Source organism: Planococcus sp. TJ-301 (assembly GCF_058268475.1).
Genome location: NZ_JBZDOH010000001.1, coordinates 1,608,976 through 1,632,784, shown reverse-complemented (window position 1 = coordinate 1,632,784; position 23,809 = coordinate 1,608,976). Strand labels below are relative to the sequence as shown.

Genomic DNA, 23,809 nt, shown 5'->3' with positions numbered 1-23,809 from the left:
AAGGAGGAATGGAAAATGAAGTTGACGAATTACGTGAACGGCGAGTGGCAGGAAGCGGCTAATTCAAATTTTACTCCAGTAACGAATCCAGCTACGGGCGAACAATTGGCTCAAGTCCAAATGTCTACAACGGCTGATGTCGATGCAGCGGCTCGAGCGGCAAAAACAGCGCAGAAGAAATGGGCGAAAGTTCCGGCTCCGAAACGAGCGGATTATTTATATGAAATTGGAAGGTTGATGAAAGAAGATAAAGAACGGTTGGCGCAAGTACTGACCAAGGAGATGGGCAAAGTCATCGAAGAAGCGCGCGGAGAGGTGCAGGAAGGCATAGACATGGCTTTTTATATGGCTGGTGAAGGACGTCGCATGTTCGGTGAAACGACACCCTCTGAACTGGCAGACAAATTTGCGATGAGCGTCCGCTCTCCGATTGGGGTTGTCGGATTGATCACTCCCTGGAACTTCCCCGTGGCGATTGCAACATGGAAGTCGTTTCCGGCCATTGTAGCGGGCAATGCGTTTCTCTGGAAGCCGGCTACGGAAACGCCGATGATGGCTTTTGAAATGGCTAAAATCTTCGAGGCGGCGGGATTGCCTCCAGGGGTGGCGAATATTGTATTCGGCTCTGGTGCTGAAGTGGGCACAGCGATGATCGAACATCCGGATATCAAAGTGATTTCGTTTACAGGTTCAACGGAAACCGGCCGCAAAGTGGCTGAAGCTGGAGGACGTAACTTGAAGAAAGTGTCATTGGAAATGGGCGGCAAGAATGCAGTGATCGTCATGGATGATGCGGATCTGGATCTTGCAGTCGAAGGAATCTTATGGAGCGCATACGGAACAGCCGGCCAGCGCTGCACGGCTTGCAGCCGTGTTATTGTCCATAAGGACATCAAAGAGGAACTGCAAAGACGGCTGCTTGAAAAAGTGAAAATCTTAACGATCGGGGATGGCTTGGATGAAACGGTTAAAGTTGGTCCGGTCATCAATAAAAAAGCTTTGGAAAAAATCCATTCCTATGTGGAGGTAGGCCAGCAGGAAGGCGCTGCATTGCTGATTGGCGGTGAAGTTTTGAGTGGAGCACCGCTAGACAAAGGCAACTATTACGCTCCGACAGTGTTTACGGATGTACTGCCGGATATGCGGATTGCCCAGGAGGAAATTTTCGGCCCTGTCGTGTCAATCATAGAAGTATCGAGCTTTGAAGAAGCAATTGAAGTGAATAATGGCGTGATTTACGGATTATCAAGCTCAATTTACACGAGTGATGTCAACCGTGCATTCAAAGCGCAAAGAGATTTGGATACGGGAATCGTTTACATCAATGCTGGGACCACAGGGGCAGAAATCCATTTGCCATTTGGGGGGACAAAAGGGACCGGCAACGGCCATCGCGATTCAGGGGTTGCGGCGCTTGACGTCTTTACAGAGTGGAAGAGCGTGTATGTTGATTTCAGCGGCAAGCTGCAGCGTGCGCAAATCGACAACGAAATCTGATTAAAGAGGAGGCGTCGGCATGAAAATCGCGGTATTGGGTGCAGGATTGATGGGTAAGCAAGCGGCAGGGGACTTGGCTGCCAACAGCGAGGTGGAAAAAGTGTTTCTGGCGGATCTTCATCCAGCGCAGGCTGAGCTGTTCAAACAACAGCTAGGCAGCGATAAAATCGAGGTGCATTATTTAGATGCTCATGACGACCAGCAGCTCTTGGATATCATGGCTCAGGCTGACGTTGTCATCAACGCATTGTTTTATACATTCAACGAAAAAGTGGCCCGCCTTGCTATGCAATGCGGAGTCCATTCGGTGGACCTTGGCGGCCATATCGGCGGAGCTACCGACGCTGTTTTGTCGATGCACGAACAAGCGGAGCAGCGGGGCGTGACACTCATTCCAGATTTGGGCGTGGCTCCGGGCATGATGAATATATTGGTTGGCCATGGAGCCGAAAAGTTGGATCAAGTCCATGAAATCCGGATTTTTGTTGGCGGAATACCGGTGAAACCCGAACCGCCTTTAATGTACAATCATGTTTTTTCATTGGAGGGCGTATTCGATCATTATACGGACCCGTCGGTTGTCATCCGCGAAGGGCGTGAACAGGAAGTCGCTTCGCTGTCGGAAATCGAATTTGTACAATTCGAGAATTTCGTGGAACTTGAAGCCTTCCATACATCTGGCGGAACATCAACGCTTATCGACACGTTCAGTGACGTTGATACATTAGAGTATAAAACGGTTCGCTATAAAGGGCATGCCGAAAAGTTTCAAATCCTTGTCGACCTTGGATTCACGGATCGCGAAAAAACGGTTAAGGTGAACGGGCTAGCCGTGAAGCCGCGCGACGTTTTGCGTGAAGTGCTGAAGCCGCTCACTGAACTTGGCGATAAACAGGATGCTGTTTTGTTGCGCGTCTTGGTTTCGGGTACCAAAGAAGGTGAAGGGCTGACCTATGAATACAATATGATTACAGTTCGGGAAGATGCGGGTGTGACCGCTATGGCGCGGGCGACTGCTTATACGATTTCAGTTGTGGCGCAGATGATTGGCAGCGGCCTCATCGATAAGCGAGGTTCTTATCCGCCTGAATTGATCGTGCCAGGCGATGAATACATTGCGGAAATGGCGAAGCGCGGAGTTCTCATCAAAGAAACAGTGCATCGTTCCGCGTATCAGAATTAAAAAACGGCACAGGGGGGGAACGGCTATGGATTTCGAATTCACTCAAGAACATCAGCTGCTTCGGAAAACAGTCAGGCACTTTGTCGATGAAGAAATCATTCCGCATATAGCCGGATGGGATGCGGCCGGAGCTTTTGATCCGGCCATCTGGATCCGGCTGAAAGATATGGGCCTAATGGGTGTATGCATACCTGAAAAATACGGCGGCAGCGGAATGGATTATAATTCGTTGGCGATTATTTGTGAAGAATTAGAAAGAGGAGACACGGCTTTCCGGACAGCGGTTTCCGTCCATACGGGCCTCAATTCGATGTCCCTTTTGCAATGGGGGACCGAGCAGCAGAAACAGCAATACCTCGTTCCCCAAGCAAAAGGTGAAAAAATTGGAGCATTCGGCCTGACAGAACCGGGCGCAGGCTCAGATGTCGTAGCTTTGGCTTCGACAGCGGTGAGGGACGGCGAGCATTATATTTTGAATGGCCAGAAAACCTGGATTTCGTTATGCGACGTTGCAGACCATTTTATCATTTTCGCTTATACCGACAAAGAGAAAAAGCATAAAGGAATCAGTGCATTTATCGTCGAGCGGACTTGGGAAGGGTTTTCTTCAAAAGCGCTAAAAGGAAAGTACGGCATCCGCTCGGGCAATACCGGCGAATTATTCTTTGATGATTTGCGGGTGCCGGTGGAAAATCTATTAGGGCAAGAAGGCGAGGGCTTTAAAATCGCCATGTCTGCACTTGATAACGGCCGCTTTACCGTTGCTGCGGGTGCATGTGGTTTGCTGATGGCGTGTATAGAAGAAAGCGTCAAGTATTGCCATTCCCGCTCGACATTCGGCAAACCGATTGGCGAACACCAGCTTGTCCAGCAGATGCTTGCCAATATGGAAGCGGGTTATCAAATGAGCAGGCTGCTCGTATACCGGGCGGGCGAGATGAAAAACCAAGGGAAGCGCAACACGCGGGAAACGTCTCTAGCGAAATGGCAGGCTTGCGATTTTGCCAATAAAGCGGCAGATGATGCTGTCCAGATCCACGGCGCTTACGGCTATACGGATGAATATCCGGTTGCCCGCTTCTTGCGGAACTCGAAAGCACCGGTCATTTATGAAGGAACGCGTGAAATCCATACGCTCATGCAAGCGGATTATGTGCTCGGCAACCGCCAGGATAAGAAATTGAATCACATGCTGCCGCAATGGCCATTTGAAGAATAAAAAAAGCCGTCAGCACTGTCATTTTTCCATGACAGTTGCTTGCGGCTCTTTTTTCTGGCTGGGGGATTATTCAGGAATACTGTCAAATGCGGTTTTTGGCACCAGCATTTTGAGTTTCTTCGGCTGGATTTGAATGTCAAGTGGAGTCTTCAAGTAGATTTCTCCATCCGTGTCGACTTCTTTTTCTTCATCTGTCCATATTTTGATGTGCTGTCCTTGGAAATGGGTTATGTGTTCCAATTCGTCGGGCGTCACGTCAGGTTTAGCGAGTGAAAACCATTCCCGGATCGCGGTAATCGTCGATGATTGGACAATGAAGACATCAAGCAGGCCGTCAGAAGGGCTAATCGAATCCATCGGAAGCATATGGGTGCCGATGGATTTTCCGTTCATAATCAACGCAGCGACTCCTTCTTCCAAGGATTGCACGCCATCGATTTCCAAATGGATTGGAAAAGGGATCGATTGGCGCATGGTTTGCAAAGCGCTCATGAAATAACTTAATTTGCCGTAGCGTTCTTTTAACGCAGGGTCGATGTTCAATGACGTATCCGTAATCAATCCGAGTCCGGCGAAATTAAGGAAAATCCGATCGTTGACTTGTGCCGTGTCGATGTCCTGAATATCTCCAGCGGCCAAAGCTTCTGCCGCTTGGTCAAGCAACAATGGAATCTCCAGCGTCCGGGCAAAATCATTGCACGTTCCGCTTGGAAGGATTCCGAGCACTGGAGGAGCATCCATGGTGGAAAGCACTTGTACCGCAATGTGTACGGTGCCGTCTCCTCCTGCAACAAAAAGCGCATCGGCGTTGTTGCAGGAATTGCGGCATGCAGCTTCGAATTCTTCTGGTGACGCAGTTTGGATCAGCTCAAGATGCTTTGACGCCCGCGCGAGAGCCGGAACAGTCAAAGGGATTACCGTGTCGGTCGTTGCCGCTCCAGCCGCGCCGTTATACAATAATATGGAACGTTCAAATCTCGGCATGCTTGCTACCTCCTAAATTCTCTTGTAATTATTTATTTCCACTAAACGGAGATCCCTAAACAACAGAGGGCTGCATACTGAAAAAGCGGAAAGAAGGAACGATAATGACATTGAAAATGTATTATGGCGACCCGGAAATTGCGCTGGCCAAAGTGGAAGTGATTGGATCGGGACAGGACAAAAAAGGGCAATACATACTAACAAACCAAACGATATTCTATCCGGAAGGCGGCGGACAGCCTGCAGACACCGGCTTTATTGGCGAGGCTGCAGTACTGGACGTTCAAACTTTTCAAGAGGAAATCCGGCATTACACGAATATGCCGCTCGGCAACGGGGAATATCCGGCGCAGCTCGACTGGAATAGGCGCTTTGACCATATGCAGCAGCATGCTGGCCAGCACGTACTGAGTGCCGTGTTTGCTGACAAGTTTAATTTGCATACGACAAGCTTTCATCTTGGTGTGGAGCGGGTGTCCATTGATTTGGACGCCGCTGAAATTCCACCGGAAGTTCTGGCGGCTGCGGAAGCTGCGGCCAATAGAGTCATTCGCCGCCATCTGCCGATTACGACAGAATGGGTGTCCGGTGAGCAGGCGAAATCTCTGCCGTTAAGAAAACCGCCTGTGGTGGAAGGGGACATTCGGCTCGTAAAAATTGAAGGGGTCGACCTAAATGCCTGTGGAGGCACCCATCCTAAAAATACCGCTGACATTGGCGTCATCAAAATCATTACTGTGGAGAAGGCGAAAGGCGGAACACGGGTTTATTTTTTATGCGGTGGCCGGGCATTCAGCCATTTCAACCTGTTGATTGAAACCACTGATGAACTGGTGCGCCAGCTAAATTCCCCGTTGAAGGATTTGCCGGCTGCGGCTGATGCGCTGCTTGAAGAAAAGACGGGAATCGAAAAAGAATTAAAAGACACACGTTCAAAATTATTGGAAGCCGAAGCCGGTGGCATTCAGGCAACGGCAAATACGGCAACTGCAGAACGTATATTTTATAACCGCCCGGTAAAAGAACTCCAGCAATTGGCGCGTTTAGTTGCGGCTCGTGAAAAAGAGGCTTATTTACTCCTTTTGTCGGTAGAAGGCAAAAGCGTGCGATTTGTCTGTGCGAAAGGGGAAGAGGCACAAGGAGATATGCGGGAAGTGCTGGAAGAGTTATTGGCATTAACGGATGGCAAAGGCGGCGGAAATCCAGGATTTGTTCAAGGCGGTGGGAACACGGATTGCGCGAATGAGCAGTTTATCGGGACATTCCAAAAGGCTGTAAAAAAGTTCCGGGAAAATCTGTAACTTTTTCCTGTGGCTAATGTCTAATTGGAAAAGAAGCCTTGAAAGGCGGGGTCGGTAATGAAGAAGAAAGGGATATGGCTAGTGGCTGCAGTGTTGCTTGCAGGCATCGCAATTGCAGGAGTTTTGATGTTCGACAAAGTGACTGTCAACGCACCCGCAATCGCCTTGACTGAGCAAGGATGGCGCGCGAATTTCTCATCCACAGTCCAAAGGGATGCGATTGAAAAAGGCGACATTTATCTGACGGATGCGGAAGGGAATCGAGTGGAAACTTCAATGGAATTGCGGCCAAACGGCAAAACCATAGAAATGCCGCAGCTTCCGGTTGGACAATACGAACTTCACATCAAAGAATCAGCAATCAAAGGAAGCTTTTTCAAATCACTTGATCGAAAAGAGCTCACTTTTTCTGTTCAGGAAGAAATCCAGACATTGACGGACGCTGAAGAGCTGAGGGCGTATTTCGGCCAAGTACTGGCTTTGCAGCAAAGCAATGAGGAAGCTGGTATTTTCACAGATAAAAGCGGCGCCACAGAAGAGTCTGCAGACAGCGGAAGCGGTGAATCCAGCGGAGAAGCCGGGAATGGCGGCGATTACTCAACCACCAATAAACAAGTTGAAGGTGTAGATGAAGCTGATCTCGTAAAAACCGATGGATCGTTCATTTATTCAATCAGCGAAAATCGCGTTATTATTACAGATGTCCGAAATCCGGACGAATTGGCCGTGGCGGATGAACTGGTTTTCGAAGAAGAAATATATCCGCAGCAATTGTTCTTGAACGATGGCGTTCTTGTTGTGATCGGCAGCAAGTATTCAATTATGCCGATGGATGGCATGGAACGGGAGTACTTTCCGCATATGGGAATGACAACCGTCCACCTTTACGACATTGATAATCCGGCATCGCCGGAATTGCTGAGAGAATTCGGAACAGAGGGGAATTTAAACGGCGCACGGCTGGCTGACAATGTCTTATACTATGTCACCAATGTCTATCCGGATTTCTGGATTATGGAAAAGCAAAATGAGACGGAATTGCGTCCACATACCTACGATTCGAAAAATGGCGGCACGCTCACACCGGTGCCTTACGACAGCCTTTCCATCTTGCCAGGGACAATGGAGGGCAGCTATAGTGTCATATCAGCCATCGATTTGGCGGAGCCTTCCCAAAACGACATTAGCACAAAAGGATTTTTAGGCGGCAGCGAGCAGTTGTATATGTCGAAAGACCATCTCTATTTGACGGCAGCCGCTTATATTCCGGCAGCCAGCGAAGACGGCACAGTGACCGACAGCGATGCTGATATAGCGATCTGGATGCCGCAGACGGCAAATACCGAGATTTTCAAATTTGCATTGGAAGAAACAGAAGTCCAATTTTTAGCCTCCAGCGAAGTGAGGGGTTCACTCTTAAACCAGTTTTCAATGGATGAGCACAATGGCTATTTCCGTATAGCAACAACGGAAGGATTTGCGTGGAATGTCAATGAACCCTCGAAAAACCATCTGTTCGTACTGGATGCTGGCATGAAACAAGTTGGCGCAGTGGAAGATTTGGCAAAAGGAGAGCGGATCTACTCAGCCCGGTTTATCGGGGATAAAGCATATATGGTGACGTTTAAAGAAACCGATCCATTGTTTGTCATCGATGTATCCGCTCCATCCGCGCCGAAAGTGCTGGGAGAATTGAAAATTCCCGGATTCTCGAATTATCTTCATCCATTGGATGAAAACCACTTAATCGGTTTTGGGGCAGATACGAAGCTGGAGCCGGTGAAGGGCGGCGAACCGCGGATAGTAACCGGGGGAATGAAAATTTCATTGTTTGATATCAGCGATTTCTCAAATCCCCGGGAAAAAGACAATGAAATCATAGGCGGTCCGGGAACCTATTCCCAGCTGCAATACGACCACAAAGCGCTGTTCATCCATCCCGAAAAGAGCCTTTACGGTTTTCCGCTGGCAATGTATAGCGAAACAGATGGCAAGTATGTGGAGTTCGAAGGTGAGGGGGCAATGATTTACAATATAACTCCCGACGGCATCACAGAAGCGGCCAATTTGATAGCGCAGTCCGATATGCAGTTCGAAGATTGGGCTAAAAGCGTGCAGCGCATCCTTTACAGCGGTGACAATCTTTACACTGTAGCCAATAGCGAAGTGAAAAGCTACAATCTTGAAACCTATGAATTGAAAGACACATTGGCCTATTAGCCGTCCGCACATCCGGAAATTCCGGATGTGCGGTTTTTTATTCATCAAATCAGGGAAGTAGTAGAGTATTCTGAAAACTATGGAGGCGATGAGATGAAAGCAGTAACTTTTCAAGGAGTCAAAGACATCAAAGTAAAAAAAGTCAAGGATCCTGAAATCGAGAAGAAAGACGATATCGTTGTCAAAATCACTTCTTCTGCTATTTGTGGTTCGGATTTGCATATTTATCAAGGAGCCTTGCCTGCGCGAAAAGATTACGTCATTGGCCATGAACCGATGGGCATTGTCGAAGAAGTTGGGCCCGAAGTGACAAAAGTGAAAAAAGGCGATCGCATCGTACTGCCATTTAACGTCAGCTGCGGGCAGTGCTTCTATTGCGATCATGACATGGAGAGCCAATGCGACAATTCAAATGGCAATCCTCATTTCGATACGGGCGGCTATTTCGGATTTACTGAACGTTACGGCGATTATTCCGGCGGACAGGCCGAATACCTGCGTGTGCCGTACGGCAACTTCATGCCGTTTGTCATTCCGGAATCTTCCGAGCTTGAAGATGAATCGGTGCTTTTCCTTTCTGACGTACTGCCGACCGCTTGGTGGAGTGTTGAAAATGCCGGCGTAAAGCAGGGAGATACGGTAGTTGTCCTGGGCTGCGGGCCAATCGGCTTGATGACCCAGAAATTCGCATGGATGAAAGGCGCTAAACGCGTCATCGCGGTTGATGAAATTCCATACCGAATGGAAAAAGCGAAACGCATGAACAACGTTGAAGTGTTCGATTTTAGCCAATACGATAATATGGGTGCGCATATCCATGATCTGACGAGCGGAGGCGCGCAAGTAGTTATCGATTGCGTCGGAATGGACGGCAAAAAATCGGCAGCAGAAGCAATCCAGCAGAAGTTGATGCTTCAAGGCGGCACGCTAAGTGCGATTGATATCGCAAAAGACGCAGTTGCCAAATTCGGTACGATCCAATTGACAGGCGTCTATGGGTTGAAGTACAACCAGTTTCCACTGGGCAATATCTTTGAGCGCAACGTTACAATGAAGATGGGGCAGGCACCCGTCATTCATTTGATGCCGATGCTGTACGAAAAAATTGAGAATGGTGAATTCGATCCGCGTGAAATCATTTCGCATATCATGCCGCTTGAAAAGGCAGCGGATGCTTATCAGATTTTCAATGACCACACAGACGACTGCACGAAAGTCATCCTGAAACCTTGATTTATAGCTAACAGAAAACACTAAATTAAAATCCAATGTCAAGTCAGGCATCGACATCAATATTCCACAAAACAGCACCGCTTTCCTGCGGGCTTGCGCCGAAATCCACTCGTGCTAGTGCTCGAGTGGATTTCGGCACTTCATCGCTTCGCTGCTCCCGCGGGAGTCGGAGCTGTTTTGCTACATATCTGGAGATTGGAAAGAAACTGCAGAAATTATATCTTTCGTTTTCTTCATTCAAAGAAATGCTTCACTATTAAGAAACACCTTTGAATGAAGCGGAAGGCGGCGAACAAGTTGGCAAAAAGTTTTTTTGCCCAACTTGTTTGCGACGAAGCGTATAGCGCTGCAACGCACTTCCATGTCCCGAAGCTAGCGAAGCGTTGCAGGGACAGGGACAGGAGCAACGGTTTTCGTAGTGAGGGAAGCGGCTGAAGCCGTGCCCGCGGAAAGCGTCCGCCTAGAGCGAAATGAAAAGAGTTGTCAGGAGTTTCCCAATAATCTAAAAAAACGCTCCGCCTAGGCGGAGCGTTTTAATTTTTGTCCGGATGCGTTATCATGAGGAATAATACAGAAGGGGGAGAGCCTGTGACACAAATAGTTGAAACTAGACGCGAGCTTGCCCTCGATTGTTTTCTGTTGGCCGGCAAGCTATTGATGGAGAATGGCGCGGAAACTTACCGCGTTGAAGATACGATGATCCGCATGGCCATATCACAGAAAATGACAGACTCCCATTGTTTTGTCACGCCTACGGGCATCATGTTTTCTCCGAGTGATGAACTGGCGACGCGCTTTGTGCGCATCAACAGCCGCCGCACCGATCTGGAGCGTGTTGCGCTGGTGAATTCGGTGTCTAGGAAATTGGTGGCTGGTGAATTGGCGCTGGCAGAGGCATACGAAGAATTGAAAATAATCGACCGAACTAATTATATGTTCAATATATGGCTTCAGATTCTGGCAGCAGCGACGGCGAGTGGATGTTTTTTGATCCTGCTGGGCGGCAGTTGGAGTGATTTGCCGTTCGCTTTTGTTTTCGGCGGTACGGGCTTTATCATAGTAGAAACGATTTTAGAGAAAACGCGAGTGAAATTTTTTGCCGAGTTTGTCGGAGCGTTGGCCATCGGCGTGTTCGCGCTGTTGGCCGTCCATTCCGGCTTTGGAAAAAATTTGGACACAATCATCATCGGCTCGATCATGCCGCTTGTACCGGGGCTGCTGATCACTAACGCCGTCCGCGATCTGATGGCCGGGCATTTCGTTTCGGGCCTCTCTAAAGGAGCGGAAGCATTTCTGACAGCGTTCGCCATTGGAGCGGGCATCGCGCTTGTATTGTCATTTTAAAAGGAGGGGTACGATGAACTGGCCATTAGAAGCGTTTTTAAGTTTTCTGGCAGCAGCGTCGTTTGGCGTTATTTTCAATACGCCGAGAAGGACATTGTTCAGCTGCGGGCTGGTCGGTATGACGGGCTGGCTGATTTACCGGACGGGCGTCATTTTCCTCGACGACCCCGTACAGGCGACCTTTGCTGGCGCATTCGGCGTGGCGCTGGCTGCGCATCTGCTGGCGAAAAAGTTCAAGATGCCCATGATCATTTTCAGTGTGGCAGGAATCATTCCGCTTGTGCCGGGCAGCAAAGCATATAATGCCATGCGCAATATCGTAGAGAACAATTATCTGGAAGCCATAACCTTCGCTTCTGAAGCGCTGATGATTTCAGGCGCTGTCGCGATGGGGTTGGTGTTCGCGGAAGTATTGATGCAAATGGTCTTCAAAGTCATGGCCAAGCGCGTCCAAAAGAAAATCGGCATGACCCAGAATTGACTGGGACATGCCGATTTTTTTATTTTTATATTACGTCGTTTCTGAAACTTTAAGCCATTTTTCCAGGTCTGCCGCTGTCATCGGATAACCGGAAATATAACCTTGGATCAAATCGCAGTCCATGGCGCGCAATAATTCCAGCTGTTCGTTGGTTTCTACGCCTTCCGCAGTGACTTGGAGATCCAAGCTCTTGCCAAATTGGATCATGCCTTTAATCAGTTTCTGCATTTTTTCCTGTTTAGTGATGTACTTGATGATGGAACGGTCGATTTTCAAATTGGTGATCGGCAGCATCAGCATATAGCGGAATGCGGCGTAGCCTGTGCCGAAATCATCGAGTGAGAAGGAGATGCCAGCCGCGTTCAGCTGCTGCATCTGTTTGACGATGGACCGTTCTGCTTCCGCTTCCAAAGCGAACCGTTCGGTAATTTCAATCGCCAATGAAGCAGGATCGCAGCCATTTAGCTGGATCTGCTCAAGAAAGATCTTGGCCATGTCCTTGTCGCGGAATTCCCGGATGGACGTATTAATGCTGACTTTCATATCGATTCCACGATTCTGCCAGTCTTTCAGCTGCGTGCAAACCGTTTCAAGCACGTAAAGGCCGATTTCGTTGATCATCCCATTTTCTTCGGCGATCGGTATTAATTCATCCGGCGTGACAATGCCGATTTCGGAATCTTCCCATCGCACGAGCGCTTCGACACTTTCCACTTTTCCGGTCTTCAAATTGACTTGCGGCTGGTACAGCAAATGCAAATTATGGCGGTCAAGCGCGTGGATCAAGCGTTTTTCAATCAATGATTTTCGGCTCAGGCGCTCATGGTCATCCGAAGTCAGCGCAGAGATGGCACTGCCGCCGCGTTCTTTGACTTTTTTGATGGTCGCGTGAGACGCTTTAATCAGGTGCACGAACGACTGCTGATCTTCCGGATAGCGCGTGATGGCGCCGCTGATGGTCATCGGAATTGACAGCCCGTCAATGTAGATCGGGTGCTGCTGAAGGTAATATAGGAACCCTTCAATGAACCAGTTGCTGAGCGGTGTCACCAACGCGAATTCATGCAGCCCGGCGCGGGTGATGATGGTATCTGAGAAATACATGCGCAGGCGCTTCGTGAATTCGATGAGCAATTCATTTTCAGTATCGGTGTCCGACACATCGCGAAGTGTATAGAAACGGTCAATATCGAGATAGACAAACGAGAAATTTTTCTTCTCTTCGATAAACTCGTTGACCACTTGCTCTAAGCGATGGCGATTCTCTAAGCCAGTGATGGGATCAACGAAGGCAATTTCTTCCAAGTGATGCTGCACTTTCTTAGCAGCAGTAATATCCTTTTCGAGGAAGATGTAATAGGTGTCATCGCCTTTAATCTGCATCGGAATCGCAGTCAGGTCAACCCAGTATTCTTCGCCGTCTTTCTTCACTTTCCGCGTCTGCCCGTTCCAGACATTGCCGCTCTTCAATGTTGCCACAAGCGTTTCCACAAAACGGACATCCGCGCTTTCTTCCCCGAACATCTGCCAGATCGGTTTGCCGAGAATCCGTTTCGGCGTCCATTTGCTGAGTTTTAGAAACAAAGGATTTGCGTAAGTGATCAAAAATTCCTCGTCAAAATATAGCAACATGAACGAATTATCCAATCCGCTCCGCAAGCTGTTCAATTCGCGGTTTGCCGATCCTTCTTCGTCAGCATCGTCCACTTCGAAAATCGCCATGATGAATTGTTCATTATCAGCAGTGAATGCTTTTGTGACGATGGTTGTATACGTCAGCGTTCCGCCACCTAATTCGACTTCTACATCTTCAAACCGTATCGGCTCTTTGCTATGTATAACCGTTTCCCAGGAATGCTTATAAAGAGCGGCTCTCTCCGGGTTCATATATGGATAAAGTTGGCCTTTGATTGTATTGGTTTCGATTTGGAAAACACGTTCTGCATGGCGGCTGCACCATACTACAAGTCCGTCTTTGTCCATAATGATAATGGGAAAAGGGATATGGTTAAAAACGAGGTTATCCGCTAGCAGTTCTTGTAATTCACTCATTCCATGACGCTCCTTCTCCGTAGTCTAATTCCATTATAAAGAAGAAAAGGACTATCGTCATCCTTTTCAAAATATTCCCTGCGATTATTTATAAGATACAATGACTATGCTTATTTTAACAAGCATGAGAGAATGGGGAAAGAAAAAATGAAAAATAAAGAAAAAGAGGGAAACTCAATGAAGAAAATAATTGTGGCAATGTTGCTGCTAATGATCGGGATGCCTTTCACGGCGCATGCCCATACAGCATTGACATCGTCTAACCCTGCAGAAGGTGAGAAATTGGCTGAAACCCCGGAGGAACTTGAATTGGTGTTTGGCACAATTATCGAAGAAGGCAGCATGATGACGCTCAAAGGACCTGAGACAGACGTGGCGCTGGATGGTATTTCAATTTCTGAAAACGTGATGAAAGGCTTAATCAATGAAGAGTTAGTGAATGGCCAATACATAATTTCATGGAAAATTATAGGTGAAGATGGTCATCCAATTGAAGGGGAAATTTTATTCAGTGTGGAGGCGGCTCCTGCAGAAGAAACAGCATCGGAAGAACCGGCTGAAGAATCCACAGGAGAAGCTGCACAAGAAGAGGCAGCTCAAACAGAGCCTGCCGAGTCCGATGAAGACCAGCAAGCTGCTGCGGATGAAGGGAAAGAAGGCGGCAGCCTTCTGACAATTTTATTGATTATTGCTGTTACAGTACTGATAGGGTTCGGCTCTGTCCTGCTGATCAAAAAGAAGCGATGATCTTTTTCACTTCAATTGCTGATTTTTTGCTGTATATCTCATTTTCCATTATCGCGAGTTCGGTGTTGTTGAAATTCATCCCTCAGTCCCATAAGCCGGAAATCCGTGAGCCGCGATGGCTGCTGATGTTAAGCGTAATCGGGATTGTGCTTTTTTCGCTGGCCCCTGTCATTGAATTGCTGGTGTTTTTGGACGGCGGTTTCGGGACGTTCTTTACCGTGCTGCTCGATTACCGGACCGGCCATGGCTGGGTGATTACCGCATTGATTTCGCTGCTCCTTGGCGTCACCATCTATTACGACGGCTCAAAATACATGGCCGCGTACTACACGCTGGCATTAATTCTGGCTGTCGGATTTTTCAGCCACGCTTCGACCTTGAATTTATGGAGCGGTTTCGTTGGCCATACGATCCATTTTTTGGCGTTGGTGCTCTGGGCGGGAATGCTGCTGCAGACAGCATGGTTATCAAAGGGCGGGCAATGGGAGCGATTCTTGGCGTGGTTCACGCCATTTGCCAGTGCCTGTGTCGCGATCCTGTTAATCAGTGGATTTGTCATCATGCTGTTCTTTGTGGCGCCAGCTGATTACGCCAGTTCATGGGTTCTGCCTTACGGCCAATTGCTGTTATTGAAACATTTGAGCATCCTTCCGCTATTGCTGGCGGCAGCCATCAATGGCTTTTTGAATAAAAAACGCCTTTACCAACAGGCATGGCTGAAAGCGGAAAGCATTTTGCTATTGGCAACGCTGGCAATGACCGCGTTCATGAGCAAACAAGCACCTCCGCACGATGTCAATGATACATTCCGCTCGGAAGGGGCGGCGCCGTTTATCGAAGCGTTCATGGGTCCGCTGTATATTCCAATCAGCGCAGCACCGGCCTTTTCATTGAATGGCCTGCTGCTGCTTGGAATAGCACTCCTTTGTTTGGTGATGGTGCCGCTGTCTTATAAACGCAGCCTGCCTGCCGGATTTTCCGTACTGTTCGGCATCGGTTTTATCGCAGCCGCGTATTGCGGCTTGATGCTGACCACCACTTTTTAACGAATACCAGAAAACCAATCTTCCGGGATTGGTTTTTCCTGTAGAAAGGAAGATTTGCCATGAACCGTATTAAAGGGATTGCAATGATCATCACGGGTTCGGTATTTTGGGGAGCAACCGGCCCGATGATGGAGTGGATGATGCATGAGTACAGCTTGACGCCTACTTTTGTGTCCACGCTGCGCCTGATGCTGGCGGGGGTGATGCTGCTTGCTTTTGTGAAAATGAAAGGAGTGAAAGTCACATCGATTTTCAGAGGGCGCATTTGGATCCGTCCACTTGTACTGTTCTCGATTTTCGGCATGCTTGGCGCGCAATTTACATTTGTATCAGCCATTGCAGCCAGTGACGCAGTCGTCGCGACGCTGCTTCAATTTTTGGGGCCGATTTACATCATCCTATTCATTTCACTGCGCCAAAAGAAATTGCCGCCGCTTTATCAGGTGATCGGCATGGTGGGAACGCTGGCAGGGTTATTCCTGCTTTTGACAAATGGTCGTCCGGATGAGCTGATCATCAGCGGCGAAGCGCTGTTCTGGGGCATCTTAGTAGGACTGACGTTTTCTTTTTATACTTTATACCCAGCACAATTGATGCAAGAATGGGGCGTACTTCTTGTCGTAGGATGGTCGATGCTGATTGGCGGCCTGTTCCTGGCGATTGTGGATCCGGTGTTTCTTGCGGATGATTGGGGAAGCCTGATGGATCCAAAAGCGCTCTTGATTTTCCTTGCCTTGGTTATTGTAGGGACGCTGGCGTTTGTCCTGTTCCTAAGCAGCATGCGCTTTATCACGCCAGTGGAAACGAGTGTGCTGTCTGCGGTGGAACCGCTTACGGCAATGATTATTTCAGCTTTCTGGTTTCATCAGATACTTGCACCGACCCAGCTTACAGGAGCGCTCATCATGCTGGTGTTTGTCACATTCCTGTCGCTGGCAGGCAATGTTAAACTGAAAAAACGAAGAGTCAGATAAGTCACGAAGCGGCGCTTTATAGAAGCGCCGTTTTTTTTATTTTCAAGGAAATATACTGTCTGTTGTCAGAGAATTATGTCATAATAACAAGATAAAAGTTCGTGTATCGAAATGTTCAAGGAGGCTATGCGGGTGAAAACTGTTTTTTCGTACGCCAAATCATATAAATTTTTAATCTCCATCGCCTTATCTCTTATGCTGCTTGAACTGACAGTGGAGCTTTTGCAGCCGCTGGTCATCGCAAAAATCATCGACGACGGCATCATGGCGGGGGACCGCGATCAAATCATCGAATATGGAATCATATTGATGGGGCTTTCGGTCATCGCCTTTTTGTCAGGTGTGGTGAACTCCTATTTCGCTTCGCACGTATCGCAAAGCTTTTCGTTCGACTTGAGAAAGGCCGTCTACGGGCGGATACAGTCTTTTTCACTGGCAACGTTCAACCGCTTTCCGGCGTCGGGCTTGATCACGCGGCTGACCAGCGATGTCAACTTAGTCCAGCAGGTGCTGTTCATGAGTTTGCGCATCATGCTGCGCGCGCCGTTGCTCGTTATTGGAAGCATCGTCATGGCATTTGTCGTTAACGCCCAGCTGGCGGTTTATCTGGTGGTCATCTTTCCATTGCTGTTGGTGTTTTTATACATTATGGTGAAAAAAGGTGTTTCGCATTTCAGTTTTGTTCAGCAGCGGCTCGATCAGCTTAACCGGATGGTTCAGGAAAACTTGCAGGCTGTCCGGCTGATCAAAGCTTATTTGCGCGGCAAACACGAATCGAATCGCTTCTCGGGCGTAGCCGATTCGCTGAAAATCGATACCGTGAAAGCATTCCGCGTCATGGAAATCATTTTGCCAATTCTTTTATTCGGCATGAACTTGTCGTTATTAGCGGTGCTTTGGTTTGGCGCCTTTGAAATTCGTCAAGGCAGTGCTGAAATCGGCGAACTGGTGGCAATCGTCAACTACGCCATGCGTATGACTGGCGCTTTCTCGATGTTCTCGTTCATCATTATGGCGTTTGCGCGGGCGAAATCTTCTTCTGAGCGAATCGAAGAAGTGCTGCTTGCGGAAGACGTGCGTGAAAAAGATGAAAATGGTGGAGACAATATGCTGCAGCGCGGAGCTGTCGAGTTCGATGGCGTGTCATTTGCATATCCCGGAACGGATCGATTGGTGCTGAAGAATATCACGTTCAGCTTGGAAGCGAATGAAAAACTGGCGATTATGGGTGCGACTGGGTCGGGGAAATCGACGCTTTTGCAGCTCATTCCCCGGTTTTATGATGCTAAGGATGGCATTGTGAAAATCCATGGCAGCGACGTGCAGAAATGGAAGCTGCGGACATTGCGCAAAACCATCGGCATCGTGCCGCAGCAATCGATGCTTTTCACGGGGACCATTTCAGACAACTTGTCGTGGGGGAAAGAACAGTCTGAGCAAGGTGAACTTGCCAACGCCGCTGTTAAAGCCCAAATCCACGATACCATCATGCGTTTTCCGGATGGCTATAACACGCGTGTCGGACAAAAAGGCGTCAATTTATCCGGCGGCCAAAAACAGCGCTTGTCGATTGCGCGTGCACTTGTACGCAAACCATCGGTGCTGATTTTGGATGACAGCACAAGCGCGCTTGATGTGAAAACGGAAGCGGCGCTGTGGGAAGAGCTCGAACGGGAAAATGCGACGATGCTCATGGTCACACAAAAAATCCGCACAGCGATGAAAGCTGACCGCATCCTGCTTTTGGAGGATGGTGAAATTTCCGCTTATGGAACACACGAACAGCTCTTGAAGGCGTCTTCACTTTATCGGCAGATTGCCTTTTCACAGCAAGAACAGGAGGTGGACGAGTATGTTTGAGGCGATTCGGCGTCCTTTCGGCTACGAACCGGTAATCCAGAAAGAGGACTTAAAAAAGAAAGACAGCAAAAAAACCGAGCGTGCGGAGAATTGGCAATCCACGCTGCTGCGCATCTGGAAACTGGTGGATGAACATCGCCTCCTGTTGGTGGCAGTGCTTGCTTTGGTGTTCGTCAGTTCAGCGTTGGCGCTGCTAGGCCCTTACCTGATCGGTTTTATTATTGATGAATTCATCGTCCCCCAGACGTTCAGCGGCATGGGAACGGTCATCTTCTGGCTCATTGCCGTTTATACCGGGCATTCTGTCTCGTTATACCTGCAAAACTATTGGATGGTCGGGATTGCCCAAGGAGTGATTTACCGGATGCGCACCAGGCTGTTCGAGCATCTTCAGCGTTTGCCGGTCTCATTCTTCGACAAACGCCAGCACGGCGAGTTGATGAGCCGCATGACGAATGACATCGAGAATGTGTCGACAACGCTTAACAGCACATTTATCCAAGTGTTTTCAAGCATCCTGACATTGACGGGGACCATCATTGTCATGCTGTGGCTGAGCCCGCTGCTGACGGTTTTGACGCTAATCATCATTCCCCTCATGTACGTTTCGATGCAATGGATTACGAAGCGCACGGGCCGTCTCTACAAAGAGCAGCAGCAAGCCATCGGCGAATTGAACGGTTTGATCGAGGAATCGATTTCCGGGCAGAAAATCGTCAAAGCCTTTTCACAGGAACCGCGCGTGATGGAAGAGTTTCTCGTGAAAAGTGAGAATCTTCGCCGTACAGGATTTTGGGCATGGACTTATGCTGGGTTCATTCCGAAAGTGATGAACTTTTTGAACAACGGCAGTTTTGCGATTGTCGCCGGCGTGGGCGGTATTCTTGCGCTTAACGGATCGATTTCAATCGGGGTCATTGTCATCTTTACTGAGTATGCCCGCCAGTTTACGCGCCCGCTCAATGACTTGGCAAACCAGTTCAATACCGTACTGTCGGCTATAGCAGGGGCGGAACGTGTGTTTTCGATCATGGGAGAAACGGAAGAAAAGGATGAAGCGGTTTTGAATGCCGATAAGAAGCTGCGCGGGCTGGTCGAATTTGACGATGTGTCTTTCAAATACGAAGGTGCGGAAGAGGATTGGACAATCCGTAATGTGAGCTTTGCCGTCGGCGTTGGCCAGACTGCCGCATTGGTCGGAGCGACCGGTGCGGGGAAAACGACGATTATGCAGTTGCTTGCCCGTTTCTATGACACGGCGGAAGGGCAGATACGCCTTGATGGCACACCGATCGAAGCGATGCCGCGGGAAACGCTCCGCAAACAAATCGCTTTTGTCCTGCAGGACCCGTTCCTTTTTGAAGAGACGGTGCGGGAAAATATTCGGTATGGCCGCCTCGATGCAACCGATGAAGAAGTGGTCGAGGCTGCGAAAAGGAGCAATGCCCATGACTTTATCGAGGCATTGCCGTTCGGCTACGACACGGTGTTGAAAGGCGACGGCTCGATGATCAGCCAAGGGCAGAAGCAATTGCTGTCGATTGCGAGAGCGCTCATCGCAGATCCTGTCATCCTTTTATTGGATGAGGCAACGAGCAGCATCGATACCGTCACAGAGCTGAAAATACAGGAAGCTCTTGAACATCTCATGGCCGGCCGAACCAGCTTCGTCATTGCGCACCGTTTGAACACAGTGCGGCAGGCTGATTTGGTGCTGGTGATGGAAATGGGTGAATTGGTCGAGTTCGGCCAGCAGCAGGACTTGATCAACAGCGGTGGTTTGTACACGGCAATGCTCGCGGATGCGAAGCTGTGACCGCATAGTTTAAATCTTTTCCAACAAAAAAGAGACGGAATGGCAGATACTCTGCTTTCTGTCTCTTTTTTTCAGCTCAAGTGCATATGTTTGCGCGGATTGAATCGGCCGATGAGGATTTCGCCGAGCGGAATCGTCTTGGGAATCAGGATTGACAAGACAATCGGCACGAATAATCCCGCTAATGTGTAGGTCAAAATATTATAAGGAAGCATATCTTTGACGACAAAGCCGATGAAGATGTGCAGATACATGATTGAAATCGAATGTTTTTCGATTTTCTCGAACCAAGGCAGCCTTTTAATGGCTGTCATCTGCTGGAAGATGCCGACGATTAAAGCTGACATCGCAATCGGTATGATGAGATCCAGCAAGAAATGGTCGTAGCGCAAAAATTTCAGGCTTAAATGGTAATTGATAAGTCCGATGCCATCGGCGGCCATTGCCAAAGCAACAACTGTCGCCGCAATGCCGATTGCGGCTTTCGGGATATTCATCCAAAATGCCTTGAAATAATAGCCGGTCGCAAAATAGACGACGGCGATAAGCACAACGTCCAGATTCCCAATCATTGGGATCTGGGCAGAGGCAGCGTCTGGTTCAGAAGCGAGCCCCATAGCGAATGATCCTTCCAGCTGTGCGGCCATATAACAGCCAGCCAAGATGGTGAACTGCAGCCAGCGCTTTTGGCGTGTAATCCACAAAAACAGCAAGTAAGTGGCGAACATAACCGTAACAAACCAGAAGACGCCGTGTTCACCGCGTAAAAAACGTCCGCCCACAGTCAATTCGATCACGTCTTGTCTGAGGAAGGCTGAAGTAAGGGTGCCATCGCCAATCATCATGCCGTATTTGAAGAACGTCAATAATAGCAGGAAAAATAGATAAGGCACCATTAGCTGCATAAAACGTTTATGGATAGCCGGTTTTAATTGGCTATTATCGGTTATCGGTTTAAAGAACAAGCCGCTCAAAAGGAAAAATGCCGGCATGTGGAACCAATAAATATATGTGATCAAAGGGGATTCGACAGGCATCGGCCCTGAATAATGCCCGATGACAACAAGCACCATCAGGAATCCTTTTACTGCATCCACCCACGTTAAACGTTCTTTCGCCATAATGCTGACCTCCGAAAATAAGTTCATCAACACATTATAGCCTAACTACAACGCCTTTAAACCAATGATACAGAACGGTAAAAGTTCGTTTAATTCTGTAATCTTGTGATACGATGAAAATAATCAAGTGAAGGGATGGTGGAAAATGAATATTTCCCTATCAATAGAGTCATTTCCTTTGGATGGCAAGACCGTTCAGGATGCCTCGAACTTTTTAACATTATTTCAAACAGATTACAGCCAAGTGCTCCATAGATCGCTTTGGCAAAATCCGGAAGCCAGAGGATTTGCAGTCTTCGCTTATACAGATGACGGGAAATTAGTAGGATTCGCTTCTTCGGCAGATATGGTCGGCTTGCATCATTATGAATGGTCGGTGCTGGTACACACTGAGTACCGCCGATTGTCGCTTGGCACCGCATTGGCAGAAGGCATTGAACACGGCCATGGCCAGCGCCAGGCAGAAAGCATACTGGCCGCATCCATTGAAACGCCCGAAGCTGCACAATTTCTGGAAAGCCTCGGCTACAGGCTCGATTTCAAGGAAATCCTAATGGCTGCGGGACCGTTGGAGGAGCTGGAGCTGCCGAATGACTTGGTTGTACGGCCATATAACGGCGAGCGGGAAGAATTGGATTCGCTATTGGAGGCGGCTTTTGACGAAGGGATATTATCCGTGGTTTCCCATAACATCGAGTCGCCCGACCGGAACGTCTGGTTGATGGCACGGGACGGTAAGATGGTGGCTGCTGCGACGCTTCTTGAGGAGGGAACAGATTTATGGGTGACAGCATTCGCTGTCGATCCCAAAGAGCAAGGCAAAGGCTATGGCAAAGCCTTTTTGTTATGGTGCAGGCATCATGCATTTGCTGTTGGCAAGCACCAAGTCCTGCTGGATGTGGAAACGGAAAATGACGCGCTGAAAGTCTACGAGAAGTCCGGCTTCGAAGCAGTAGACATCGTGGCCTATTGGAAAAAGGCAACAAAACCGGCATAATTGGTATGGAATACGAGCATAGCGGGTATAGCAGATGAGGACAGCTGAAGACGAGCAGGACGGAGCCCAATCCATGAATGATTACAAAAACGGCCAAAATATTGCAGCGGCAAATGAAAGCAACATCCGCACGGATTTTAAAGAAAGCATGACGTACGGGGAATATCTGCATCTTGATCAATTGCTGAACGCACAAGGCGGCGTCAGCGGACATCATGATGAAACCTTATTCATCATCATCCATCAAGTGTCGGAACTATGGATGAAGCTGATATTGCATGAACTAACCTCGGCAATCGACCATATCGGCAATGACGACCTTCAGCCAGCCTTCAAGCAATTGGCGCGTGTTTCGAAAATCCAATCCCAGATTATCCAAGGCTGGGACGTTCTCGCAACGATGACACCAGCAGAATACATGGAATTCCGTGGAGATCTCGGAAATGCCAGCGGCTTTCAATCGTATCAATACCGGATGATTGAATTTGCCCTGGGCTATAAAACGCAGCATGTGTTGAAAATCTACGAAAAAGATGAAGCGCTGCATAAGACGCTGTTGGAAGCTTTCGGCAAACCTGGGCTTTATGACGCCGCTATCCAAAAGTTGGCCCGAAGCGGTTTCCACATCAATCCTGAGGTCTTGAACCGTGACGTTACGAAAGTCTATGAATCGGATGAAAGCGTCAGAGAAGCATGGAAAACGGTTTACCGCGATGTGGATACGTATTGGGAATTATACCAATTGGCTGAAAAGCTCGTCGACATCGAAGACTGGCTTCAGCAATGGCGCTTCCGCCACATGAAAACAGTGGAACGCATCATCGGTTTTAAACAAGGAACAGGCGGCTCATCAGGGGTCAACTACCTGAAAAAAGTGCTCGACCAATACTTCTTCCCAGAACTATGGGAAATTCGGACGGAAATTTAGGAGGCCACGGGATGAAGATTTTTGCACATAGAGGAAGTTCCGGAACACATCCGGAAAACACGCTGGCTGCTTTTAAGGCAGCTGCGGCATTGCCTATCGACGGCGTAGAACTTGATGTGCATTTAACAAAAGATGGTGTAGCTGTTGTCATCCATGATGAAAGAATCAATCGGACAACTGACGGTAAGGGCTATGTCAAAGACATGACAATGGACGAATTGCAGGAATACGACGCTGGTTCCTGGTTCTCCGAAGAGTGGAGAGGGGAACGCATCCCGACACTCGATGAAGTGTTTGAAGTTTTCCAAGACACTCACCATCGACTTAATATTGAAATCAAATCGGATGTTTTTCCATACGATACTCTGGTAGATAAAGTTATCAACCTTGCCAATAAGCGAGGACTGATGGACAGGCTGCTGCTGTCTTCGTTCAACCACGAAGATGTCCTCCATATCTGCCGGGAAACGGAAGTGAAGTCGGCAATACTGACTTCTCAGATTTATGTGGACGTTTACGATTACGCCAGGGTCATCGGAACCAAACAAATTCATGTCTCGCTGCCGGCCGCATTCCGGAAAATGACGACCGATGCCTTAAGAAAAGGGTCGATCGTCTATGTGTATACCGTCAATAGCATTGAATACGCCGAACAATTGCAGCAAATTGGCATTCATGGCATTTTCACGGATTACCCCGCGCGCATGCTTGAGAAGCTGAAATGATATCAAAAAACAGGCCCCGGCGCAATTTGCGCCGGGGCCTGTTTTTATTGTTCATGTTAGGTGCCTCGTGCAATTGCTGCA

The 23,809-nt window shown here is 48.5% G+C and carries 19 protein-coding genes; 16 read left to right on the top strand and 3 right to left on the bottom strand.

Annotation, left to right across the window (positions count from 1 at the left end):
- Positions 1-15: 15 nt before the first annotated feature.
- Genes AC4EHJ_RS08020 through AC4EHJ_RS08010 form a run of 3 tightly spaced genes read left to right on the top strand, consistent with a single transcriptional unit; the run spans position 16 to position 3,899 of the window.
- Positions 16-1,497 (top strand): aldehyde dehydrogenase family protein, encoded by a 1,482-nt coding sequence (locus AC4EHJ_RS08020; protein ID WP_490975035.1) that lies wholly within the window; start codon positions 16-18, stop codon positions 1,495-1,497.
- Positions 1,498-1,516: 19 nt separating this feature from the next.
- Entirely contained in the window at positions 1,517-2,680 is a 1,164-nt protein-coding gene (locus AC4EHJ_RS08015) for a saccharopine dehydrogenase family protein (RefSeq protein WP_490975034.1), read from the top strand.
- 25 nt (positions 2,681-2,705) lie between these two features.
- Complete coding sequence (locus AC4EHJ_RS08010) at positions 2,706-3,899, top strand: acyl-CoA dehydrogenase family protein (protein WP_490975033.1); 1,194 nt, start codon at positions 2,706-2,708, stop codon at positions 3,897-3,899.
- Positions 3,900-3,965: 66 nt separating this feature from the next.
- On the opposite strand, the gene AC4EHJ_RS08005 is transcribed toward AC4EHJ_RS08010, so the two are convergent.
- A complete protein-coding gene (locus AC4EHJ_RS08005) occupies positions 3,966-4,883 on the bottom strand; it encodes a diacylglycerol/lipid kinase family protein (protein WP_490975032.1) in 918 nt (305 codons plus the stop codon).
- Between the two features lie 104 nt (positions 4,884-4,987).
- Here AC4EHJ_RS08005 and AC4EHJ_RS08000 point away from each other — a divergent pair, with 104 nt between their 5' ends.
- From AC4EHJ_RS08000 to AC4EHJ_RS07980, 5 genes are all read left to right on the top strand, one after another.
- Positions 4,988-6,184 carry an alanyl-tRNA editing protein gene (locus AC4EHJ_RS08000; protein WP_490975031.1) on the top strand — a complete coding sequence of 399 codons (1,197 nt, stop codon included), beginning with the start codon at positions 4,988-4,990 and terminating at the stop codon, positions 6,182-6,184.
- A gap of 57 nt (positions 6,185-6,241) precedes the next feature.
- Positions 6,242-8,404 carry a beta-propeller domain-containing protein gene (locus AC4EHJ_RS07995; protein WP_490975030.1) on the top strand — a complete coding sequence of 721 codons (2,163 nt, stop codon included), beginning with the start codon at positions 6,242-6,244 and terminating at the stop codon, positions 8,402-8,404.
- Positions 8,405-8,497: 93 nt separating this feature from the next.
- Positions 8,498-9,637, top strand: a complete 1,140-nt coding sequence (locus AC4EHJ_RS07990) for a zinc-dependent alcohol dehydrogenase (RefSeq protein WP_490975029.1) — start codon at positions 8,498-8,500, stop codon at positions 9,635-9,637.
- Positions 9,638-10,195: 558 nt separating this feature from the next.
- Positions 10,196-10,981, top strand: a complete 786-nt coding sequence (locus AC4EHJ_RS07985; protein ID WP_490975028.1) for a threonine/serine exporter family protein — start codon at positions 10,196-10,198, stop codon at positions 10,979-10,981.
- Positions 10,982-10,994: 13 nt separating this feature from the next.
- Positions 10,995-11,462 carry a threonine/serine exporter family protein gene (locus AC4EHJ_RS07980; RefSeq protein WP_490975027.1) on the top strand — a complete coding sequence of 156 codons (468 nt, stop codon included), beginning with the start codon at positions 10,995-10,997 and terminating at the stop codon, positions 11,460-11,462.
- A 30-nt stretch (positions 11,463-11,492) separates the two neighbouring features.
- On the opposite strand, the gene AC4EHJ_RS07975 is transcribed toward AC4EHJ_RS07980, so the two are convergent.
- Positions 11,493-13,514, bottom strand: a complete 2,022-nt coding sequence (locus AC4EHJ_RS07975) for a sensor domain-containing protein (protein WP_490975026.1) — start codon at positions 13,512-13,514, stop codon at positions 11,493-11,495.
- 177 nt (positions 13,515-13,691) lie between these two features.
- Here AC4EHJ_RS07975 and AC4EHJ_RS07970 point away from each other — a divergent pair, with 177 nt between their 5' ends.
- The 5 genes from AC4EHJ_RS07970 (at position 13,692) to AC4EHJ_RS07950 (ending at position 19,957) form a co-directional block, all read left to right on the top strand.
- On the top strand, positions 13,692-14,261 hold the full coding sequence (locus AC4EHJ_RS07970; protein ID WP_490975025.1) for a copper resistance CopC family protein: 570 nt from the start codon (positions 13,692-13,694) through the stop codon (positions 14,259-14,261).
- On the top strand, positions 14,258-15,307 hold the full coding sequence (locus AC4EHJ_RS07965) for a copper resistance D family protein (RefSeq protein WP_490975024.1): 1,050 nt from the start codon (positions 14,258-14,260) through the stop codon (positions 15,305-15,307). Before AC4EHJ_RS07970 ends, AC4EHJ_RS07965 begins: the two co-directional genes overlap by 4 nt.
- A 59-nt stretch (positions 15,308-15,366) precedes the next feature.
- Positions 15,367-16,281, top strand: a complete 915-nt coding sequence (locus AC4EHJ_RS07960; protein WP_490975023.1) for a DMT family transporter — start codon at positions 15,367-15,369, stop codon at positions 16,279-16,281.
- Positions 16,282-16,413: 132 nt separating this feature from the next.
- Positions 16,414-18,141 (top strand): ABC transporter ATP-binding protein, encoded by a 1,728-nt coding sequence (locus AC4EHJ_RS07955; RefSeq protein WP_490975022.1) that lies wholly within the window; start codon positions 16,414-16,416, stop codon positions 18,139-18,141.
- Positions 18,134-19,957 carry an ABC transporter ATP-binding protein gene (locus AC4EHJ_RS07950; RefSeq protein ID WP_490975021.1) on the top strand — a complete coding sequence of 608 codons (1,824 nt, stop codon included), beginning with the start codon at positions 18,134-18,136 and terminating at the stop codon, positions 19,955-19,957. The genes AC4EHJ_RS07955 and AC4EHJ_RS07950 overlap by 8 nt, the downstream gene beginning before the upstream one ends.
- Before the next feature lie 71 nt (positions 19,958-20,028).
- Here AC4EHJ_RS07950 and AC4EHJ_RS07945 read toward each other — a convergent pair whose 3' ends face one another.
- The gene (locus tag AC4EHJ_RS07945) at positions 20,029-21,078 is read right to left on the bottom strand and encodes an acyltransferase family protein (RefSeq protein WP_490975020.1); all 1,050 of its coding nucleotides are present in this window, start codon (positions 21,076-21,078) and stop codon (positions 20,029-20,031) included.
- A gap of 145 nt (positions 21,079-21,223) precedes the next feature.
- Here AC4EHJ_RS07945 and AC4EHJ_RS07940 point away from each other — a divergent pair, with 145 nt between their 5' ends.
- The 3 genes from AC4EHJ_RS07940 (at position 21,224) to AC4EHJ_RS07930 (ending at position 23,728) form a co-directional block, all read left to right on the top strand.
- On the top strand, positions 21,224-22,075 hold the full coding sequence (locus AC4EHJ_RS07940) for a GNAT family N-acetyltransferase (RefSeq protein ID WP_490975019.1): 852 nt from the start codon (positions 21,224-21,226) through the stop codon (positions 22,073-22,075).
- A gap of 73 nt (positions 22,076-22,148) precedes the next feature.
- Positions 22,149-23,003: a tryptophan 2,3-dioxygenase gene (kynA, locus tag AC4EHJ_RS07935; protein ID WP_490975636.1), complete on the top strand. Its 855-nt coding sequence runs from the start codon at positions 22,149-22,151 to the stop codon at positions 23,001-23,003.
- 11 nt (positions 23,004-23,014) lie between these two features.
- Positions 23,015-23,728 (top strand): glycerophosphodiester phosphodiesterase family protein, encoded by a 714-nt coding sequence (locus AC4EHJ_RS07930; RefSeq protein WP_490975018.1) that lies wholly within the window; start codon positions 23,015-23,017, stop codon positions 23,726-23,728.
- The last annotated feature ends 81 nt before the right edge of the window (positions 23,729-23,809 follow it).

Bases quoted from the DNA above. Each gene is read 5' to 3' on its own strand.
- AC4EHJ_RS07960 (WP_490975023.1), top strand. From the start codon at position 15,367: ATGAACCGTATTAAAGGGATTGCAATGATCATCACGGGTTCGGTATTT.
- AC4EHJ_RS08005 (WP_490975032.1), bottom strand. From the start codon at position 4,883: ATGCCGAGATTTGAACGTTCCATATTATTGTATAACGGCGCGGCTGGA.
- AC4EHJ_RS08020 (WP_490975035.1), top strand. From the start codon at position 16: ATGAAGTTGACGAATTACGTGAACGGCGAGTGGCAGGAAGCGGCTAAT.
- AC4EHJ_RS07950 (WP_490975021.1), top strand. From the start codon at position 18,134: ATGTTTGAGGCGATTCGGCGTCCTTTCGGCTACGAACCGGTAATCCAG.
- AC4EHJ_RS07930 (WP_490975018.1), top strand. From the start codon at position 23,015: ATGAAGATTTTTGCACATAGAGGAAGTTCCGGAACACATCCGGAAAAC.
- AC4EHJ_RS07975 (WP_490975026.1), bottom strand. From the start codon at position 13,514: ATGAGTGAATTACAAGAACTGCTAGCGGATAACCTCGTTTTTAACCAT.
- AC4EHJ_RS07940 (WP_490975019.1), top strand. From the start codon at position 21,224: ATGAATATTTCCCTATCAATAGAGTCATTTCCTTTGGATGGCAAGACC.
- AC4EHJ_RS08000 (WP_490975031.1), top strand. From the start codon at position 4,988: ATGACATTGAAAATGTATTATGGCGACCCGGAAATTGCGCTGGCCAAA.
- AC4EHJ_RS07945 (WP_490975020.1), bottom strand. From the start codon at position 21,078: ATGGCGAAAGAACGTTTAACGTGGGTGGATGCAGTAAAAGGATTCCTG.
- AC4EHJ_RS07995 (WP_490975030.1), top strand. From the start codon at position 6,242: ATGAAGAAGAAAGGGATATGGCTAGTGGCTGCAGTGTTGCTTGCAGGC.
- kynA (WP_490975636.1), top strand. From the start codon at position 22,149: ATGAATGATTACAAAAACGGCCAAAATATTGCAGCGGCAAATGAAAGC.
- AC4EHJ_RS07985 (WP_490975028.1), top strand. From the start codon at position 10,196: ATGAGGAATAATACAGAAGGGGGAGAGCCTGTGACACAAATAGTTGAA.
- AC4EHJ_RS07965 (WP_490975024.1), top strand. From the start codon at position 14,258: ATGATCTTTTTCACTTCAATTGCTGATTTTTTGCTGTATATCTCATTT.
- AC4EHJ_RS07980 (WP_490975027.1), top strand. From the start codon at position 10,995: ATGAACTGGCCATTAGAAGCGTTTTTAAGTTTTCTGGCAGCAGCGTCG.
- AC4EHJ_RS07970 (WP_490975025.1), top strand. From the start codon at position 13,692: ATGAAGAAAATAATTGTGGCAATGTTGCTGCTAATGATCGGGATGCCT.
- AC4EHJ_RS08015 (WP_490975034.1), top strand. From the start codon at position 1,517: ATGAAAATCGCGGTATTGGGTGCAGGATTGATGGGTAAGCAAGCGGCA.
- AC4EHJ_RS08010 (WP_490975033.1), top strand. From the start codon at position 2,706: ATGGATTTCGAATTCACTCAAGAACATCAGCTGCTTCGGAAAACAGTC.
- AC4EHJ_RS07990 (WP_490975029.1), top strand. From the start codon at position 8,498: ATGAAAGCAGTAACTTTTCAAGGAGTCAAAGACATCAAAGTAAAAAAA.